The sequence below is a fragment of the Thioclava dalianensis genome, assembly GCF_000715505.1.
Lineage (GTDB): Bacteria > Pseudomonadota > Alphaproteobacteria > Rhodobacterales > Rhodobacteraceae > Thioclava > Thioclava dalianensis.
The window spans coordinates 41596-60200 of sequence record NZ_JHEH01000018.1 but is presented as its reverse complement, the minus strand read 5'-3'; the positions used below and the strand labels follow the sequence as shown (position 1 = coordinate 60200).

The window sequence follows — 18605 nt, the reverse complement described above, 5'->3', positions numbered from 1 at the left end:
CCAAGAATGGGCGCCTATATCCTGAGGCGATTGCTGATGGTGATCCCGACGCTGTTCGGGATCATGATCATCAATTTCACACTCACACAATTCGTCCCCGGCGGGCCGATTGAACAGGTCATCGCCCGCGTGCAGGGCGAGGCGGACTCGATGCGCAATATCTCGGGCGGCGGCGATGCCGGATCGCAGAACCAGGGCGGCGTCGAGGATAGCGGCTATCAAGGCGCGCGCGGCATCTCGCCCGAGCTGCTCAATCAGCTGGAAGTGCAGATGGGCTATGCGCGCATTGTCTGCGACACCGACTTCACCGGCACGCCGGACCTCAAGAACCCGGCCTGTCACAAAGAGAAAATCCCGGGCTGGGAGCGCTTTTTCATCATGATGAAAAGCTATGCCACGCTCGATTTCGGCAAGAGCTTTTTCCGCAATGAAAGCGTCGTGCATCTGGTGCTCGACAAGATGCCAGTCTCGATCACGCTGGGGCTGTGGTCGACGCTGCTCGCCTATATCATCTCGATCCCGCTGGGCATTCGCAAAGCGGTGCGCGATGGCACGCGCTTTGACACATGGACCAGCGGCGCGATCATCGTGGGCTATGCCATTCCGGGCTTTTTGTTCGCGGTGATGCTGATGGTGCTATTTGCAGGCGGCAGCTATTGGAAGATCTTTCCGCTGCGCGGACTCACCTCGGATGATTTCGACCAGCTGAGCCTTGTGGGCAAGGCGCTCGATTACCTGTGGCACATCGCGCTTCCGGTGGCGGCCACCACAATCGCCAGTTTCGCCACGATGACCTTGCTGACGAAGAACTCCTTCCTCGAAGAGATCAACAAGCAATATGTGATCACCGCCCGCGCCAAGGGCCTGAGCGAAAAGAAGGTGCTTTACGGCCATGTCTTCCGCAACGCGATGCTGATCGTGATCGCGGGCTTCCCGGCGCAGTTCCTTGGCATCTTCTTTGGGGCCTCGATCATCGTCGAGACGATCTTTTCGCTCGACGGTCTGGGTTTGCTGGGCTTTCAGGCGGCGGTCGAGCGAGACTATCCGGTGATCTTCGGCACGCTCTATATGTTCGGCCTGATCAGCCTCGTGGTGAACATCCTGAGCGATCTGATGTATGTCTTCGTCGACCCGCGGATCGATTTCGAAAAGAGGAGCGGCTGATGCGTCTGTCTCCCCTCAACCAGCGCCGCTGGCGGAACTTCAAATCGAACAAGCGGGCCTTCTGGTCGCTCATCGTGTTCGCGGTGCTTTTCGTGGTCGCGATGGGCGCCGAGCTGATCGCCAATGACAAGCCCCTCGTGGTGAATTATCGCGGGCATTACTATTTCCCTGTCGCGAAATTCTACCCCGAGACGGCCTTTGGCGGCGATTTCCGCACCGAGGCGATCTACCGCGATCCGATGGTGCAATGCCTGATCGTCACTGGTGGGGACGAGGCCTGTTTCGATGCCGACGATCCGCAGACGGTGATCGATCAGGCGCAAAAGACCGGGATGGTGGATGGCCAGAAGATCGACAAGGGCTGGATGCTCTGGCCGATCATTCCCTATAGCTACAACACGATCAATGATGTGGGCTCTGCGCCTTCTGCGCCCGATGCCGATCACTGGCTGGGCACCGATGACACTGCGCGCGATGTGCTGGCACGGGTGATCTACGGCTTCCGGACCTCGGTGCTGTTTGCGCTGATCGTGACCGGGGCGGGCTCGCTGATCGGGATCACGGCAGGCGCGGTGCAGGGCTATTTCGGCGGTAAGGTCGATCTGTTCTTCCAACGCATCCTCGAGATCTGGTCCTCGACCCCCTCGCTTTACGTGATCATCATCCTTTTCGCGATTTTGGGGCGAAGTTTCTGGCTGCTGGTCTTCGTGTCGATCCTGTTCGGCTGGCCTGCGCTGGTGGGCGTGGTGCGCGCGGAATTCCTGCGTGCGCGCAACTTTGAATATGTGCGCGCGGCGCGGGCGCTTGGTGTGTCGGACCGGGTGATCATGTTCCGCCACATCCTGCCCAATGCGATGGTGGCGACGCTCACCATGCTGCCCTTCGTGATCACGGGGGCGATCGGGGCGCTGGCCTCGCTGGATTACCTTGGCTACGGGCTGCCCTCGTCGGCACCTTCGCTGGGCGAGCTGGCGCTGCAGGGCAAACAGCATCTCAACGCGCCGTGGCTCGCTTTCTCGGCCTTCTTCACCTTCGCGATCATGCTGTCGCTGCTGGTCTTTGTCTTCGAGGGGATCCGTGACGCGTTCGACCCCAGAAAGGTGTTTCGATGAAACCGGTTCTTGAGGTCGAAAACCTGCGCGTGTCCTTCGCATCGGAGGGCCGCGTCTCGCAGGCGGTGAAAGGCGTGAGCTTCACCGTGGGCGATGGCGAGACGGTCGCGCTGGTGGGCGAGAGCGGCTCGGGCAAATCGGTGACCGCGCTCTCGACGGTGGCGCTTCTGGGCGGCAGTGCCCGGTTGGAAGGGTCGATCCGCTATGCGGGCCGCGAGATGGTGGGTGCGTCCGAGCGCGAGCTGATGGCGACCCGCGGCAATGATATCAGCTTCATCTTCCAAGAGCCAATGACCTCGCTCAACCCGCTGCACACGCTGGAAAAGCAGCTTGCGGAAAGTTTGGCGCTGCATCAGGGGCTGCGCGGCGCTGCGGCCAAGGCGCGGGTGATCGAGCTGTTGCAAAAGGTCGGCATCCCCGATCCCGAGACCCGGCTGGACGACTACCCTCACCAGCTTTCGGGTGGGCAACGCCAGCGGGTTATGATCGCGATGGCGCTGGCCAATGGGCCGGATCTGCTGATCGCGGATGAGCCGACAACCGCGCTCGATGTGACGATTCAGGCGCAGATCCTTGATCTGCTGGCCGATCTCAAGCGCGACATGGGGATGAGCCTTTTGTTCATCAGCCACGATCTGGGCGTCGTCCGGCGGATCGCGGATCGGGTCTGCGTGATGCAAAACGGAGAGATCGTGGAGCAGGGCCCGACCGAAGAGATTTTCGCCAATCCGCGCCACCCCTATACCCGCAAGCTGCTGGCCGCAGAACCGACGGGGCAGGCCGATCCGGTGCCCGAAGGAGCCGCCGAACTGGTCCGGACCGAAAACCTCAAGATCTGGTTTCCGATCCAGCGCGGCCTGCTGCGCCGCACCATCGGCCATGTGAAGGCGGTCAATGACGCCTCGCTATCGGTGCGCGCGGGCGAGACACTGGGGATCGTGGGCGAGAGCGGCTCGGGCAAGACGACGCTGGCGCTGGCGATCATGCGGCTGATTCAGTCCGAAGGGCCGATCCTTTACGAGGGCGCGGATATCTCGCAATGGCAGGCCTCACGGCTGCGCGCGCTGCGCCGCGATATGCAGATCGTGTTTCAGGACCCGTTCGGCAGCCTCAGCCCGCGCCTCACGGTCGAGCAGATCATCGCCGAAGGGCTAACGGTGCATGGCGTCGAGAAGGGCCGCAACCGGCGCGAGCTGGTCTCCGAGGTGATGCGCGAGACGGGGCTCGATCCCGCGATGATGGAGCGCTACCCGCATGAGTTCTCCGGCGGTCAGCGCCAGCGCATCGCCATTGCGCGTGCCATGGTCTTGCGCCCCAAGGTGGTGGTGCTCGACGAGCCGACCTCGGCGCTTGATATGACGGTGCAGGTACAGATCGTCGATCTTCTGCGCGACCTGCAACGGCGCCACGGTCTGGCCTATCTGTTCATCAGCCACGATCTGCGGGTGGTGCGCGCGCTCAGCCACAAGATCATGGTGATGAAAAGCGGCGATGTGGTGGAGGCCGGGCTTGCGCGCGATGTCTTTGCCAATCCCCAGACCGCTTACACCCGCCAGCTGATGGCCGCAGCGCTTGGCGAGACGGCATTCGAGACCGCTTCTGCATGAAGATCCTGCTGGTTCATCAGAACTTTCCCGGCCAATTCCCCCATCTCGCGCCCGCGTTGGTGGCGCGCGGCCATCAGGTTCTGGCGCTGACCTCAGAGACCAATCAACGCCCGGCCCCGGTGCGCGTGGTGAAATATCGCAAGCCCGAGGAGATCACGATGTCCTCGCGCCTGACCCGGCTTTATGCGGATTGCGCCGAGCGTGGTGTGCGTGCGGCCTTCGCGGCGCGGCAGTTGCGCGACAAGCACGGCTATGTCCCGGACGTGATCTTTGGCCATTCCGGCTGGGGCGAGACGCTGTTTCTGCGCGAGGTCTGGCCCGAGGCGAAACTGCTTGTCTATGCCGAGCTGATGTATCGCACGACCGGGCTTGATACCGATTTCGACCCGGAATTCTCTCGTCCCGGTCTGGAAAGCCGGATCTCGACGACGGCGCGCTCGGCCCATCTGGTGCAATCGATGGTACAGGCCGATGCGGGGCTCTCGCCCACGCAGTTTCAGGCCGACACCTTCCCGCCCGAGCTGCGCGCGAAGATCACCGTGTGCCATGACGGCGTGGACACGGAGCGTCTCGCGCCGCGCCCAGAGGCGCGGTTCCACGTGCCGGGGACCGAACTGACCTTCCGGCCGGGCGACGAGGTTCTGACCTTCGTCAATCGCTCGCTTGAGCCCTATCGCGGGTTCCACGCCTTCATGCGCGCGCTGCCCGAGGTTCTGGCAGAGCGCCCGCAGGCCCATGTGCTGATCGTGGGCGAAGAGGGGCAAAGCTATGGCGCGGCCCCGAAAGACGCGGTGAGCTGGAAGCAGAAGATGCTCGATGAACTGGCCGGGCAGCTCGATCTCGACCGGGTGCATTTCCTCGGGCGGATTGCCTATTCCGATTACATCGACATGCTGCATGTCAGCCGCGTCCACGCCTATCTGACCTATCCTTTCGTTCTGAGCTGGTCGCTGATGGAGGCGATGGCGGCGGGCTGTGCGGTGGTGGCCTCGGATACCGCGCCCGTGCGCGAGGTGATCACCGATGGCAAGACCGGGCGGCTGGTGGATTTCTTCGATATTGCCGGATGGGCCGAGACGCTGAGTGCGGCGCTGGCCGATCCCACCGCAATGGCTCCGATGCGCGCGGCGGCCCGCAGCCATATCATCGAGACCTATGATCTCAACACGCGCTGCCTGCCGCGGCTGATCGATTTCGTCGAACAGGCCGGGCGCGCCTAGCCCAGATAGGCTTTCAGTTCGGGCGGCGGATCGTCGAGCAGCGCGTGCGTGTCGCGCGGCGGGTGGGCACGCCCCTCAGCCAGCAGAATCGTCTGCGGACAGAGCGCGCGCGCATCGTCGGGATCATGCGACACCATCAGCACCGTCATGCCCTGCTCGCGCGCGATCTGCGCCACCAGCGCCAGCATCTCGGCCTTGAGCGCGGGGCCGAGGGCTGCGAAGGGCTCGTCGAGCAGCAGGATCGGGCGGGCGCGCAAAAGGGTGCGTGCGAGCGCTGCCCGGCTTTGCTGGCCGCCTGATAGCTGGCCGGGTTTGCGCGCGCCCATCCCTTCTAGCCCGGCGCGGATCAGTGCGGTCTCTATCCGGGTCCGGTCGGGCGCGTCGATCTTGCCACGCGGGTTGAGCCCCAGCGCGAGATTGCGCGTCACGCTGAGATGGGGAAACAGGTTTTGGTCCTGAAACAGGATCGAGAGCGGGCGTGCGCCGGGATCGGTCCGGGTGAACTCCGTGCCCTCCCAGATCAGATGTCCCTGCGTGGGGGCCAGAAACCCCGCGATCACCGACAGCAGCGTGGATTTGCCCGCCCCCGAAGGGCCGATGATCGCAACCCGGCTTCCGGCGGCGATGGAAAAATCGGCCTCCAATCGGAAATCGTCCTGCTGGATGGTGAGCTTATCGAGGGTCAGCATGATGTCCCAATCGGTCGAGCGCAAAGAACAGCGCGAAGGTGAGGATCAGCAGCACGCTGGCCGCGCCCGCCGCCTGATCCATGCGATAAGACCCCATGAGCTGAAAGAGCGCCAGCGGCAAGGTGCGGGTCTGGCCGTCGGAAAACAGCGTGATCACGCCGAGATCGCCCATCGAGAAGGCCGCAGCGAGCCCGGCCGAAAACCCTAAAGGGCGGGCCAGACGCGGCAGGGTCAACAGCCGTAGACGCGCCAGCCCGCGCAGCCCCAGCGCGGCGGCCAGCCGGTCGTAATCGGCCTGCAAAGTGCGTATCTCGGGCATCAGGATGCGGGTGGCAAACGGCACCGATAGTGCTGCATTGGTCAGCAGCACCATGGGCAGCGCAAGGCTCGTGGGGTTCACGAAAGGCTGGGCGATGAGGAAGGCGCCGGTCCCCATCACCAGCGCCGAGGCGGTCATCGGCAGCATCGCGGCAATCTCGGCCCAGCGATGGCGGGTGGCGGCGAGCGCCAGCGGCAGCGCCACCGCCAGCGTGACCAGCACCGAGGCCGCAGCGACCCAAAGCGAGGTCAGCGTCGCGGGCCAGATCATCGCGGGCAGGGTGGGGATCGCGGGCAACCCGCGCAGCAGCACCGCGCAGATCGGGGTCAGCAGGAAGGCGGTGGCGAGCGCAATTGCCAGCGCATCGAGCCCCACGCGCCCGCCTCCGCCCGAAAGCTGCGCGATGGGCTGCGCAAGCCGGTCATGCCCTGCGCCGAAGCGGGCCGGCAGGCTCACCTTTGCGGCGATCAACAGCGCTGTGACCGAGATTGCGACCTGCACAAGCGCAAGGCTTGCCGCCCGCCCCATGTCGAAATCGAAGCGGAACGCCTGATAGATGGCCAGTTCCACCGTCGTGGCGCGCGGCCCGCCGCCCAGCGTCAGCGCGACGGCGAATGAGGTCAGGCACACCAGAAAGATCGCGAGGAAAGCCCCTGGCAGCACCGCGCGCAGCATCGGTGCCTCGAGTTGCCGCGCGACCTGCGCGGGGCCAAATCCCAGCGTCGCGGCAAGGCGGAACCGCTCGGAGGGGATCGCCTGCCAGCCATGCAAGATCATCCGCGTGGCAAGCGGCAGGTTGAAGAAGACATGCGCCGTGATCACGCCCTGCGCGCCATAGATCGAGAGCGGCTCGATCCCGAAATGCCCCAGCGCGACATTGACGATGCCGCGCCGCCCGAAGACCGCGATCAGCCCGAAGACCGCCACGATCACCGGCAGGATGAAGGGCGCGCCCAGCAGGGAGATCAACACGCCCCGGCCCGCAAAGCGCCGCCGATGCAAGGCGCGCGCCACAGGGATCGCCAGCACGCAGGAGATCAGCGCCGAGAGCGCCGCCTGCCAGAGCGTGAAGCGGATCGCCGACAGATCGGTGCCGCGCAGGCCAGACAACCCGCCTGCGCGCCAGGCAACCGCTGCCAGCGTGCCCAGCACCAGCGTGGCGAGCACCGCAGCTGCGAGCACCGCGGGCGCTATCGCGCGAAGGCGCGCTGCCATTCGTCCAGCGCCGGTCCGCGCAGTTTTTCGGCCTCTGCCTCGGGGAGGTACAGGGTCTTGTCGGGCATCGGCAGATCGCGGAACACTTCGGGCAGTTGATCATGGGGCAGCTTGGCCGGGAAGGACCAGTTGGCGGTCACGATCATCTTCTGGAACTCCGGGCTCAGGATGTAGTCCATGAAGGCCTGCGCCAGTTTCGGATGCTTCGAAGTCTTGAGCTGTGCGGCCAGTTCGGGGGTCAAGTAATGGCCTTCGGGGAAGATCGCCGCGACCTTGCTGTCATCCTTCTCGGCCATGATGTGATAGGCGGGCGAGGTGACGTAGCTCAGCACCATATCGGCCTCGCCATCGGTGAACATGCCATAGGCCTCGGACCAGCCCGGCGTGACGGTCAGGACTTTGGGGGCGAGCTTGGCCCATGCCTCACCGGCCTTGTCGCCATAGATATCCTTGACCCAAAGCAGCAGCGAGAGCCCAGCAATCGAGCTGCGCGGATCCTCGATCACGATCTTATAGGCGTCATCGGGCGCATCGAGCAGCTCTTGGAAACTGTGGGGCGGGTTTTTCAGCTTGGTCTTGTCATAGACGAATGCCAGATCGGACCAGTCGAAGGGCAAAAAGATCGGATCAGTCCATTTCACCGGCATCGTCAGATCCGAGGTGTCCTCGTTATGGGGCGCAAACAGCCCGGTGGCGCGCGCCTTGGCCGTCACATCGGTATTGAGCCCGATCACCACATCGGCCTTGGTCTTGTCGCCCTCAAGCATCACACGCGGCAGCACATCGCCCGCCACGAATTTCAGCGTACAATCGCAGCGCGCCTCGAAGCCCTTCTCGATTGCGGGACCCGGGCCCCATTCGGAGGTGAAGTAATCAGGCGCGTAGACTGTCAGCACGGGCTTGTCCTGCGCGGCCGCCATCGTGGCGATCAGGCTCAGGGCTCCCGCAAGCATCAGGGTGGGTTTCATGTCGCACTCCTTTGGCTTGACGGGCGGGGTCAGGCCGGGCGTGCCGGATACCTTCCCTCCGCCGGTCTTAACCGGTTCAGGTTCAACGGGTTCGCGCAGTTCGCATCTCAGCCGGACAGGCGCCGGCACCCCGAGGTGAGGGGCAACCTATGCAGGGAACCACGCCAGATCAAGATCAAACCGCTGCCTATGCGGGGCCGCAGGGGCGCTTTGGAAGGACGATGATGACGGAGCGCTGCATATCTACATCCTTTAAATTTGCGGGAATACGCCTATCCTGCCGCACTCATAGGAGCGCAAGCCCGACGAGATATGTGAGTGGCTGGACCACCCGGAGCGTTTCAGAGTATCGGAGGTCGAAGCCTACGCCATGATCGCTCCCGGCAGCGCGGGCGCAATAGGGGGGCGCAATGCAAAGCGAGCGGCAGAAGATGGAAGCGGGCGCGTGGTACACCTGTCTCGACCCGGAGCTTGCCGGATTGCGAGACGCAGCGCGTGTGGCGGTACATGAGCACAATACCCTGCCGCCCGAGGCGCGCGGGGCAATCGGGCCGACACTGAAGCACCTGATCAATGGACCAAACGCGATGATCGAGGCGCCGTTTCATTGCGCGTACGGAATTAACATCACCCTGGGAGACCAGGTCTATCTGAATGCGGGCTGCACGATTCTCGACTGTGCGCAGGTCACGATTGGCGATCGCTGCATGTTAGGCCCCAACGTGCAGATCTACTGCGCCGAGCACCACCACGATCCGGTCAAGCGCAGCGTCGAGGGGCTCGAGCGTGCGCTGCCGGTGCGTATCGAGGCGCAGGCGTGGATCGGGGGCGGTGCAATCCTGCTGGCGGGTGTCACGATTGGTGCGGGCGCAGTGGTGGGTGCAGGCAGCGTCGTGACCCGCGATGTCGCCCCCGGCGCGATCGTCGTGGGCAATCCCGCACGTCCTGTTCAACGAAAAGACTGAGGTTTCGCGGGAGGGGGGCGAGTGATGCTCAACTGACGGCTGGCGTGGTCGAGCACCCGCATCGCATCCATCGCAGCCGGCGAGGGGTCATTGCCATGTCTCTGTGTGAAAGGGGTGCAGGAGAGATGACGAGACGGGCCGGGCATCTGTGACAGTTCTGTGCGCAAAAAATTCAAAGCGATGTTTGGGCAGGCGGGCGCGCGGGGTTTTAGCGGCGCGCCTCGGCCAGCATTCGCACCGCCAGCGCGGTCAGCACCGTGCCCATCAACCAGCGCTGGAGGCTTGCCCATAGCGGCCTGCGCGCAAGAAACACCGCGATACTGCCTGCAGCGATGACGATCAGGGCGTTGACGGCGAGGCTGACGATGATCTGGGTGAAGCCGAGCGCCAGAGATTGCAGCAACACGCTGCCCTGTGTGGGGCTGATGAATTGCGGCAGCAAGGACAGGTACATCACGGCGATCTTGGGATTGAGCAGGTTCGTCACGAGCCCCATTGCGAACAGTTTGCGCGGCCCATCGACGGGCAGGGCCCGGATCTCGAACGGAGAGCGCCCGCCCGGTTTGACCGCCTGCCATGCCAGATAGAGCAGGTAGAGCGCGCCGCCGATGCGCAGCGTGTCATAAGCAAAGGGCACTGCCATCACGAAGGCGGTGATCCCGCAGGCGGCACAGAGCATGTAGAAGACAAAGCCGAGGGCGACCCCGCCCAGAGACACAAGCCCCGCCGCGCGGCCCTGACAGATCGAGCGCGATATCAGATAGACCATATTCGGCCCCGGGCTCAGCACTATGCCAAGCGAGAGGGCGGCAAAGGCCATAAGGCTGGAAAGCTCGGGCATGATCGGTCCTGCTTTGGGGGTTTGCCGGTATCAAAGACAGGTTTTGGGTCTCAGGACAATCCCGCGCCTCTCTTCGCAAGATTTGGTCTTGCCTGCGGAGCACGCGAAAGGGGCGCGCCTTGTCGTGGCGCGCCCCTTGGGAAGGCTCTGCCGCTCTGCTCGGCGCGCGCTCAGCGCGGGTTGGCGTAGCCTGCCAGCTCCGCCTCGGCGGCCTCGTTGATATCGAGGCTGTCCTGAACGCTGCCCGCCATCGGATCGTTGAACACATCGAGATCCAGCTTGCCCTCGGTCTTGGCCACGATCGTGGTCACAACCGCATCACCGGTGATGTTCACCGCGGTGCGGATCATATCCATCAGACGGTCGACGCCCAAGATCAGCGCGATCCCCTCGATGGGTAGGCCGACTTGGCTGAGCACCATCGTCAGCATCACAAGGCCCACGCCCGGCACGCCCGCCGTCCCGATCGAGGCCAGCACTGCCATCGCGATCACCGTCAGATAGCCGCCAAGGCCAAGGTCGATCCCGTAGACATTGGCGAGGAACACCGTGGCGACCCCCTGCATGATCGCGGTGCCGTCCATGTTGATCGTGGCGCCGAAGGGCACGCAGAAAGAGGCGACCGAGTTCTTCGCCCCCATTCGCTCGGTCACGCAGCGCAGCGTGACGGGGATGGTCGCGTTCGAACTGGCGGTCGAGAAGGCAAAGACCTGCGCAGGCCGGATCTTCTTCATGAAGGTAATCGGGTTGAGCCCCGAGAACATCTTGAGAAACAACATCAACGTGCCGAAAAGGTGCAACAAAAGCGCGAAGACGAGTGTCAGCACATAGGCCAGGACCGGCAAGAACAGATCGATCCCCTGTTCGGTGAAGGTCTTGGCGATCAGCGCAAACACACCGATGGGCGCGAAGGCCATGACAATGGCGACGATCTTCATCATCACCTCGTTCATATATTCCGCCGCCTTCACGAAGCCCTTGGATTCATGGCCCAGCATCAGCACCGCAATGCCAAGGATGATCGTGTAGAAGATGATCTGCAGCATTTCGCCATTGGCGAATGCCGCGACCGGGTTCGTGGGCACAATCCCCGCGAACACATCCCAGACCGAGGGCGCCTGCTTGCCCGAGATGCCCGAGGTGTCGATGCCCGCCATATCGAACCCTTTGCCCGGGCCGATCAGGGAGGCGATCACGATGGCCACAGCAATTGCCACGGCCGTGGTCAGCATATAAAGCCCGAAGCTCTTGCCGCCGACCCGGCCCAGCACGCGGATATCGCCGATCCCGGTCACGCCGCAGATCAGCGAGAAGAACACCAGCGGCACCACCAGCATCTTGAGCGCATTCACGAACATTTTGCCGATCATGGCAAACAGCCCGCCGACAATATGGGTGTTGATGAACTCCGACCCGATCATGTTGAAGATCACGCCAACGATGATGCCAAGTCCCATGGCGAGCATGATCTGTGTCGTGAGGGTCATTTTCTGGCGCCCGCCGTCGGGCGTGGGGGAAGAGGTAGATGTCATAGGCTTGATCTCCCTGATGGAGCCTGTTGATCACGGCTTTCCTCACAGAATGACGCAGTTTCGTGACATGGCAACCTTAACGTGCATCAGAGCGCCCGACTCCGGGCCGGGAGCATGCGCGTTGCCTCAGGACGGGCAAGTTGGTAATGCAGGCCCGGTAGCTCTTTGCGCAAAGGCCCTGTCTGTCATGTCTTTCAATAGTTTCGGTCACCTGTTTCGCGTCACAACTTGGGGCGAGAGCCATGGTCCTGCATTGGGGGCGACAGTGGATGGCTGTCCTCCGGGCATCGAGATCGAGCCTGCCTTCATCCAGCAGTTTCTCGACCGCAGGCGCCCCGGCCAGTCCAAAGAGACGACCCAGCGCAAGGAGCCCGACGAGGTGCGAATTCTCTCGGGCACGTTCGAGGGGCGCACCACCGGCACGCCGATCCAGTTGATGATCGAGAATACCAATCAGCGCTCGAAGGATTACGGCGAGATCGCCCAGCAGTTCCGACCAGGCCATGCCGATATCACCTACCACCAGAAATACGGTGTGCGCGATTATCGCGGGGGCGGGCGCTCCTCAGCGCGTGAGACGGCCGCGCGCGTAGCGGCGGGCGGGGTCGCTCAGGCGGTGCTGCGCAAGCTTGTGCCGGGGCTGAAGATCACTGGCTACATGGTCCAGATGGGCGAAAAGCATCTCGACCGCAGCCGCTTCGATCGCGCGGCGATCTTGCAGAACCCGTTCTTTTTGCCCGATGCCGGTGCGGTAGATGAATGGTCGGAGTACCTGGCCGCGATCCGCAAGGGGCAAAGCTCGGTCGGCGCTGCGATTGAAGTGGTGGCCGAGGGCTGCCCGCCCGGTCTTGGCGCTCCGGTCTATGGCAAGATCGACACCGAGCTGGCCGCTGCGATGATGTCGATCAACGCCGTGAAAGGCGTCGAGATCGGCGAGGGCATGGGGGCCGCGGCGCTCACCGGTATCGAGAATGCCGACGAGATGGTGATGGGCCCCGAGGGGGTCGAATACCTCTCGAACCATGCGGGCGGCATCTTGGGCGGCATCACCACGGGCCAGCCGATCACCGTGCGGTTCGCCGTCAAGCCGACCTCCTCGATCCTCACGCCACGCCGCTCTGTCAACACGCGCGGCGAGGAGGTCGAGGTGATCACCAAGGGGCGTCACGATCCCTGCGTCGGCATCCGCGCGGTGCCGGTCGCCGAGGCGATGATGGCCTGCGTGATCCTTGATCACCTGCTGATGGATCGCGCCCAGACCGGCGGTCAGCGCGGCGAGATCGGCTAAGTCTCACCCGCGCGGGAACCTTTTGCGTCGGGCGCTGTTCAGCCGGTATGACACAGCACCGTGACCAGTCTGCAGATGACGATTCCGACAGCGCGACCGCAGCGATTCAGGGGCGGCGGGAGGAAAAATCCGTCTATGAAGCCTCGCGCCTTTCGGCGCGGCTCATCTATGAAGTGATCCGCCGTGACGGCGATGAAGAGCTCAACCGCCCCAATGTCTCGCTGATCTGGTCGGGACTGGCGGCGGGCGTGCTGATCAGCCTCTCGGTGATCGCGCAGGCGGTGTTGCACGCGGGGCTTCCCGATACGGATTGGGCGATCCTTGTGGAAAGCCTCGGCTATTCGGTCGGGTTCATGGTGGTGATTTTCGGCCGCATGCAGCTTTTCACCGAGAACACGATCACCACCGTGCTGCCTGTGGTCGCGGATCGCTCGCTGACCTGCCTGATCAAGATGATCCGGCTGTGGTGCATCGTGCTATGCGCCAATATCGTAGGCACGACCATCGCGTCGGGCTTCTTGCTGCTGCCCCACATCATCCCGAGCGATCTGGTCGAAAGCCTTCTGGCGGTAGCGCGCCATGCGACCGAAGGCACGGCGGGGCAGAATTTCTTCCGCGCCATGCCCGCAGGTCTGCTGATCGCGGCGCTGGTCTGGATCATGCCCGCTGCGCAGGGCAGCTCGTTCTTCGTCTTGCTGGTGGTGACTTGGCTGCTCGCGGCGGCAGGCTTTGCCCATGTAATTGCAGGCTCGGTCGAGGCCGGTCTGCTGGTCTGGCATGGCGATATCGCGCTGTTCGATGCGGTCTTTCGGTATTTCCTGCCGGTGCTGGCGGGCAATGTCGTGGGCGGCACGGCGGTGTTCACCCTACTCACCTGGGGGCAGGTGAAGAACGAGGTCACCTCGCAGTAAGCGCCCCCCGGTGCTCAAATCCCCTGCGCCCGATATGGCAACGCCCCCACAGCCAGCTGCAGGGGCGTTGAGTTCAGATCAGAGAGTGCGGCAACCCGGCGCGCCCCGCCTTATTTTTGAGTGCCGGCCTTGCTGTCGAGCGCATCGAGCCGGGCCCGCAGTGCTTCGTTTTCTTCGCGGGCCTTTTGCGCCATCGCCTTGACCGCATCGAATTCCTCGCGGGTGACGAAATCCCGATCAGCGAGCCAGCGATCCATCCAGGATTTCATCGCGGTTTCGGCCTCGCCCTTGGCACCCTGAGCCACGCCCATGGCGTTGGTCATCAGCTTGGACATCTCGTCGAAAATCTTGTTTGGCTGTTGCATGGGCCTACCCTCGCGTGATCGTGGCTGGTTTGGATCTATATGGGCCGCGTAAGCTCTGGGCGCAAGGTTGACTTCCCGCGCTGCGCGAGGCTTTCTCGCCGCGACTGATCCGAGGAGACACGCTTGCTGCCACTAGCCATTCCCTTCCCGCAATTCGACCCGGTGGCGCTGACCATTCCCGGACTTGGCCTGCCGATCCGTTGGTATGCTCTGGCGTATATCGCGGGCCTCGTGCTGGGCTGGCGGATTATCGTGGCGTTGATGAAGCGCCCCGGGCTCTGGCCGGCGGGGCAAGCGCCGATCCGGCCCAATAAGGTTGAAGACCTGCTCACCGCCGTCATCATCGGTGTGATCCTTGGCGGGCGTCTGGGCTTTGTGCTGTTCTATGAACCGGCATGGTACCTGTCGCACCCGCTGGATATCTTCAAAGTCTGGCAGGGCGGGATGTCGTTTCATGGCGGCTTCCTTGGGACGCTTGTTGCGGGTTGGTGGTTTGCGCGGCGCAACGACGCCTCAAAGCTTCAGATCGCGGATGCGATGGCGCTGGTGGCCCCGATCGGGCTGTTCCTTGGCCGGATCGCGAATTTCATCAAGCCCGAGCTGTGGGGGCGCCCTACGGACGTGCCATGGGGCGTGATTTTCCCCGGACCCGAAGCGCAGGACTGCATGGGGATCGCCGGGCAGGTCGACGGCATGTGCGCCCGCCACCCGTCGCAGCTCTATGAGGCGGGGCTCGAAGGGCTGGTGCTGGGGCTGATCCTCTGGGGGCTGATGCGCTATGGTCGCTCGCTCAAGCGTCCGGGGCTGAGCCTTGGCGTCTTCGTCACAGGTTATGGCTGTGCGCGCGCCTTCGTCGAACTGTTCCGGCAGGGCGATCCGCAATTTGTCACGCCCGGCAATCCCTTCGGTCACGTGATCCGGTTCACTGACGGGTTCGGGCTGACGATGGGGCAGGTTCTGTCGATCCCGATGATCCTTGTCGGGCTGTTCTTCATCATCCGCGCCCTGCGCGCGCCCAAAGGCGGATGAGTGGCCTGAAGAAACAGATGGCGGCGCAGATCGCGACCGAGGGGCCGATGCGGCTTGACCGCTACATGGCAAGCTGCCTGCTCCATCCCGATTACGGCTATTACGCAACGCGCGATCCCTTCGGCACCGGAGGCGATTTCATCACCGCCCCCGAGATCAGCCAGATGTTCGGGGAGATGATCGGGCTCTGTCTGGCGCAAAGCTGGCTGGAACAGGGTCGCCCAGATCGGATCGTGCTGGCCGAGGCCGGTCCGGGCCGTGGCACGTTGATGGCCGATATCCTGCGCGCGATGCGGGCCGTGCCGGGGCTGATCGAGGCGGCCTCAATCCATCTGATCGAAGCCTCGCCCACCCTGCGCGAGATCCAGCGGGCCACGCTCGCAGCGCACCCTGTGCACTGGCATGAGAGCATCAAGGATCTGCCTTCGGGGCCTTTGTATTTCGTGGCGAACGAGTTTCTCGATGCGCTGCCGATCCGGCAGTTCGAGCGCGCCGAGACCGGCTGGGCCGAGCGGCAGGTCGGTGCCGCACCGGACGGCACGCTGCATCCGGGGCTGTCGCCGCCCGCGCGGCTTGAGGCGCTGGAGCCGCATTGGGCGCGGACCCGGCCCGGTGATGTGATCGAGACCTGCGTGCCCGCCACGGCATTCGTCGAAACGCTGGCCGCGCGGATCGCGGCGCAAGGGGGCTGCGGGCTTCTCGTGGATTACGGCAACTGGCGCTCGCTGGGCGATACGTTTCAGGCGCTGCGCAACCATCAGCCCGTCGATCCTTTCGCAGAGCCCGGCGAGGCGGATCTGACCGCGCATGTCGCCTTCGAGCCCTTGGCCGAGGCCGCGACAGCCGCAGGGGCTTTGGTTTCCGCAATGACCCCGCAGGGCGTTTTTCTGGAGCGCCTCGGGATCGCCGAGCGCGCCCGGATGCTGGCGGGCAAGATGTCGGGCGCGGCCCTTGAGAACCATATCGCTGCGCATCGCCGCTTGACCCATCCCGCAGAAATGGGTCAGCTATTCCAAACTCTGGCGTTGGTTCCGCAAGGCGCGGCACTGCCGCCCGGCTTCGATCCGGCCTGAGATGCGATGCAAGGGGATGCCATGACGACCATGCTTGATATTCTGACCGTCCCAGCTTTGAGCGGTACACAGCACGGGTTCTTCACCCGAAAGGGCGGGGCGTCTTCGGGGATCTTCGCCGGTCTCAACTGTGGCCCCGGATCGTCCGATCAGGCCGAGGCCGTGCGCACCAACCGGTCGCGGGCGGCCGCGGCGCTGGGCCTGCCGCTCTCGGCGCTGATGGGGGTCAAGCAGGTGCATTCCGCGCGGGTTGCGACCGTTGAGGCGCTCTCGGACGAGGCGATTGAGGCCGATGCGATCGTGACGGCCACGCCGGGGATCGCGATCTCGGTGCTGACGGCGGATTGCCAGCCGGTGCTGTTTTACGACCCTGCCGCCGGTGTGATCGGGGCCGCCCATGCCGGTTGGCGCGGGGCGCTCGATGGGGTGTTGGAAAACACGCTGGATGCGATGGAGGCGCTGGGCGCGGATCGCGCGGCCACCACAGCCGTGATTGGCCCATGCATCTCGGTGCATGCCTATGAGGTAGGCGAGGAATTCCTGGAGCAATTCATCGTCGAAGATCCGGCCTATAGCCGCTTCTTCTCGGGCGGGCCGAATGGAAAGCCGCATTTCGACCTACCGAGCTTCAGCCTGTCGCGGTTGCGCGCGGCGGGGATCGGGCAGGCCGAATGGGTGCGGCGCTGCACCTATGGCGAGCCTGAGTTGTTTTACTCATATCGGCGCACAACCCATGCGGGTGAGGTCGATTATGGGCGTCAGATATCGGCAATCCGGCTCTAATTGTGGCATGAATTCGTCATTGTCAGAGTTGGGGTTAACGCATTTTGCAACGAACCTGGCGGGCAGAGTTTCGAAGGGCTTGTTTTTCCTGAGTTCGAGACGATCAGCAGCGCACCGTATTCGTAAACAAACTTGATGAATTTTTTCTTCGATCCGTCAAATGCTGGCCGCATTGCACCTGCATAACAGTCATAGCCCGGATGTGCCGGACAAGACGACAAGCAGGAGAGCGTCATGGCTCAAAAGAACAAACAGTCCCGTTGGATGAAATCTGCAATTGCGCAATCGGCGCAGCCCAATCCGAAGCTGCCCTTCGCACGTGGCGCGCGTCGCGCGCTGAGCGAGCGCCGGGCCGAAGCAGTCGCTCTGCCGATGCGCAAAGTCGCAGGCGCGCGCTAAAGGCGCGCCGGCCCAAAATGCCGGAACGTTTTGCGAGAGATTGTGTGGCTCCCTCCCCGCCGCCCGCAGTCTTCCACGGTCCGGCAAACCTTGGGATGCGGGTGATTCGCGTCCCGTAGGTGACAAGATCGGGGCGGCTGTCGCGGGGCGTGAAACACTCCCGCAGCGGCAGGTTGGATTGCCCCGGCGCGGCGCGACAATCTGCGCTGAAATTTGACGACACGATCTGCATAGCCCATAGATCGGATGTCTCTCTGCATCCGGTGGGGCCGTTGCAGTCGTGACCAGACCGAAAGGCTGATCGCATGAGCAATACCCACCGGTCGGTGGCGGGTCTGACCCCCGCCCACACGACATCTCATTCGCATGAAACAGCAGCACCCGCCCGGGTGCTGCGCGCGACCCCGCCCGTTCCCAAGCGGACGCTCAAAGCGTCGGGTCTGACCCGGCGCTACGCCATGAGCTGGTTGGGCGCGGGCGGTTTCATCGAGGATGAGACACGGATTGCACCGGCCATACCGCTCTTCGAGGAGGGGTTCTCGGCACTGGCGCGCGGCGCGGTGCTCGTGGGAGAGGCCGGCCCGATCGCCATCGAGGATCTGCTGCCCGGAATGCGGGTCCACACCGCCGAGGAGCGGATCGAGACCGTGACCTGGATCGGCACGATGACGATGTTCCCGGCCAATGCCGATCAGGGCGCGAAGATGATCCGCGTCACCGCAGATGCCTTCGGGCAGGGGCGTCCGATGCCCGATCTCATGCTCGGGCCTTATGCGCGGATCTGTCTGCGCGACGCCCGGCTGCGCGGAAGGCTTGGCATCGAGCAGGCCTATGTGCCGATCTCGGGCTTTGTCGATGGGGTCAGCGTGATCGAGGTGCAGCCGGTCTCGCCGGTCAGCGTCTATCACGTGGTTCTGGAGCGGCAGGGGTCTTTGCGCATCGCAGGGCTAGAGGTCGAGAGCTATCACCCCGGCGAAGGCGCGGAGCGGTTGATGGAGTCACGCATGGCGCAGCTTTTCGGAGACATCTTCCCGCAGGTCGAGCGGCTGAGCGATTTCGGGCGCATGGCCCATCCGCGTCTGACCAAGTTCGAGGTCGAGGATATGCTGGGCTGAATGGGGACTA

At 63.8% G+C, this 18605-nt stretch carries 18 protein-coding genes and 1 riboswitch; of the genes, 12 read left to right on the top strand and 6 right to left on the bottom strand.

Annotated features, from left to right (window positions below; genetic code table 11):
* Positions 1–6 precede the first annotated feature (6 nt).
* The 4 genes from DL1_RS13875 to DL1_RS13860 are packed head-to-tail and all read left to right on the top strand — an operon-like array spanning position 7 to position 5103.
* A complete protein-coding gene (locus DL1_RS13875) occupies positions 7–1164 on the top strand; it encodes a microcin C ABC transporter permease YejB (RefSeq protein ID WP_038067412.1) in 1158 nt (385 codons plus the stop codon).
* Positions 1164–2276 carry an ABC transporter permease gene (locus DL1_RS13870; RefSeq protein ID WP_038067409.1) on the top strand — a complete coding sequence of 371 codons (1113 nt, stop codon included), beginning with the start codon at positions 1164–1166 and terminating at the stop codon, positions 2274–2276. The genes DL1_RS13875 and DL1_RS13870 overlap by 1 nt, the downstream gene beginning before the upstream one ends.
* Entirely contained in the window at positions 2273–3883 is a 1611-nt protein-coding gene (locus DL1_RS13865) for an ABC transporter ATP-binding protein (RefSeq protein ID WP_038067407.1), read from the top strand. The genes DL1_RS13870 and DL1_RS13865 overlap by 4 nt, the downstream gene beginning before the upstream one ends.
* The gene (locus DL1_RS13860; RefSeq protein WP_038067404.1) at positions 3880–5103 is read left to right on the top strand and encodes a glycosyltransferase; all 1224 of its coding nucleotides are present in this window, start codon (positions 3880–3882) and stop codon (positions 5101–5103) included. The genes DL1_RS13865 and DL1_RS13860 overlap by 4 nt, the downstream gene beginning before the upstream one ends.
* On the opposite strand, the gene DL1_RS13855 is transcribed toward DL1_RS13860, so the two are convergent.
* Genes DL1_RS13855 through thiB form a run of 3 tightly spaced genes read right to left on the bottom strand, consistent with a single transcriptional unit; the run spans position 5100 to position 8294 of the window.
* Positions 5100–5792 (bottom strand): thiamine ABC transporter ATP-binding protein, encoded by a 693-nt coding sequence (locus tag DL1_RS13855; RefSeq protein ID WP_038067482.1) that lies wholly within the window; start codon positions 5790–5792, stop codon positions 5100–5102. The genes DL1_RS13860 and DL1_RS13855 overlap by 4 nt on opposite strands.
* Positions 5776–7326, bottom strand: coding sequence for an ABC transporter permease family protein (locus DL1_RS13850; protein WP_038067402.1), 1551 nt, complete (start codon positions 7324–7326; stop codon positions 5776–5778). The genes DL1_RS13855 and DL1_RS13850 overlap by 17 nt, the downstream gene beginning before the upstream one ends.
* Complete coding sequence (gene thiB / locus DL1_RS13845) at positions 7302–8294, bottom strand: thiamine ABC transporter substrate binding subunit (protein ID WP_038067401.1); 993 nt, start codon at positions 8292–8294, stop codon at positions 7302–7304. Before thiB ends, DL1_RS13850 begins: the two co-directional genes overlap by 25 nt.
* 36 nt (positions 8295–8330) lie before the next feature.
* Positions 8331–8437, bottom strand: a riboswitch (TPP riboswitch).
* Between the two features lie 267 nt (positions 8438–8704).
* Between thiB and DL1_RS13840 the strand changes: the two genes are divergently transcribed.
* Positions 8705–9259 carry a sugar O-acetyltransferase gene (locus DL1_RS13840; protein ID WP_038067400.1) on the top strand — a complete coding sequence of 185 codons (555 nt, stop codon included), beginning with the start codon at positions 8705–8707 and terminating at the stop codon, positions 9257–9259.
* Between the two features lie 208 nt (positions 9260–9467).
* On the opposite strand, the gene DL1_RS13835 is transcribed toward DL1_RS13840, so the two are convergent.
* Together DL1_RS13835 and DL1_RS13830 are read right to left on the bottom strand one after the other, a co-directional pair.
* Positions 9468–10100, bottom strand: a complete 633-nt coding sequence (locus DL1_RS13835) for a LysE family translocator (RefSeq protein ID WP_038067398.1) — start codon at positions 10098–10100, stop codon at positions 9468–9470.
* A 170-nt stretch (positions 10101–10270) separates the two neighbouring features.
* The gene (locus DL1_RS13830; RefSeq protein ID WP_038067397.1) at positions 10271–11632 is read right to left on the bottom strand and encodes a dicarboxylate/amino acid:cation symporter; all 1362 of its coding nucleotides are present in this window, start codon (positions 11630–11632) and stop codon (positions 10271–10273) included.
* Between the two features lie 187 nt (positions 11633–11819).
* Here DL1_RS13830 and aroC point away from each other — a divergent pair, with 187 nt between their 5' ends.
* Both aroC and DL1_RS13820 read left to right on the top strand, forming a co-directional pair.
* Positions 11820–12920 (top strand): chorismate synthase, encoded by a 1101-nt coding sequence (gene aroC / locus DL1_RS13825; protein WP_038067395.1) that lies wholly within the window; start codon positions 11820–11822, stop codon positions 12918–12920.
* A gap of 47 nt (positions 12921–12967) precedes the next feature.
* On the top strand, positions 12968–13831 hold the full coding sequence (locus tag DL1_RS13820) for a formate/nitrite transporter family protein (protein ID WP_038067393.1): 864 nt from the start codon (positions 12968–12970) through the stop codon (positions 13829–13831).
* Positions 13832–13941: 110 nt separating this feature from the next.
* Here the strand turns inward: DL1_RS13820 and DL1_RS13815 are convergent, their stop codons facing one another.
* Entirely contained in the window at positions 13942–14196 is a 255-nt protein-coding gene (locus tag DL1_RS13815; RefSeq protein ID WP_038067391.1) for an accessory factor UbiK family protein, read from the bottom strand.
* A gap of 123 nt (positions 14197–14319) precedes the next feature.
* Between DL1_RS13815 and lgt the strand changes: the two genes are divergently transcribed.
* From lgt to DL1_RS13795, 5 genes are all read left to right on the top strand, one after another.
* Positions 14320–15225, top strand: coding sequence for a prolipoprotein diacylglyceryl transferase (lgt, locus tag DL1_RS13810; protein WP_038067389.1), 906 nt, complete (start codon positions 14320–14322; stop codon positions 15223–15225).
* Positions 15222–16298 carry a class I SAM-dependent methyltransferase gene (locus DL1_RS13805; RefSeq protein WP_038067386.1) on the top strand — a complete coding sequence of 359 codons (1077 nt, stop codon included), beginning with the start codon at positions 15222–15224 and terminating at the stop codon, positions 16296–16298. The genes lgt and DL1_RS13805 overlap by 4 nt, the downstream gene beginning before the upstream one ends.
* A 30-nt stretch (positions 16299–16328) precedes the next feature.
* Positions 16329–17081 (top strand): peptidoglycan editing factor PgeF, encoded by a 753-nt coding sequence (gene pgeF / locus DL1_RS13800; RefSeq protein WP_038067480.1) that lies wholly within the window; start codon positions 16329–16331, stop codon positions 17079–17081.
* A 234-nt stretch (positions 17082–17315) separates the two neighbouring features.
* Positions 17316–17480, top strand: coding sequence for a hypothetical protein (locus DL1_RS21640; RefSeq protein ID WP_156022737.1), 165 nt, complete (start codon positions 17316–17318; stop codon positions 17478–17480).
* Between the two features lie 305 nt (positions 17481–17785).
* A complete protein-coding gene (locus tag DL1_RS13795) occupies positions 17786–18595 on the top strand; it encodes a Hint domain-containing protein (protein WP_051693565.1) in 810 nt (269 codons plus the stop codon).
* Positions 18596–18605: the final 10 nt, after the last annotated feature.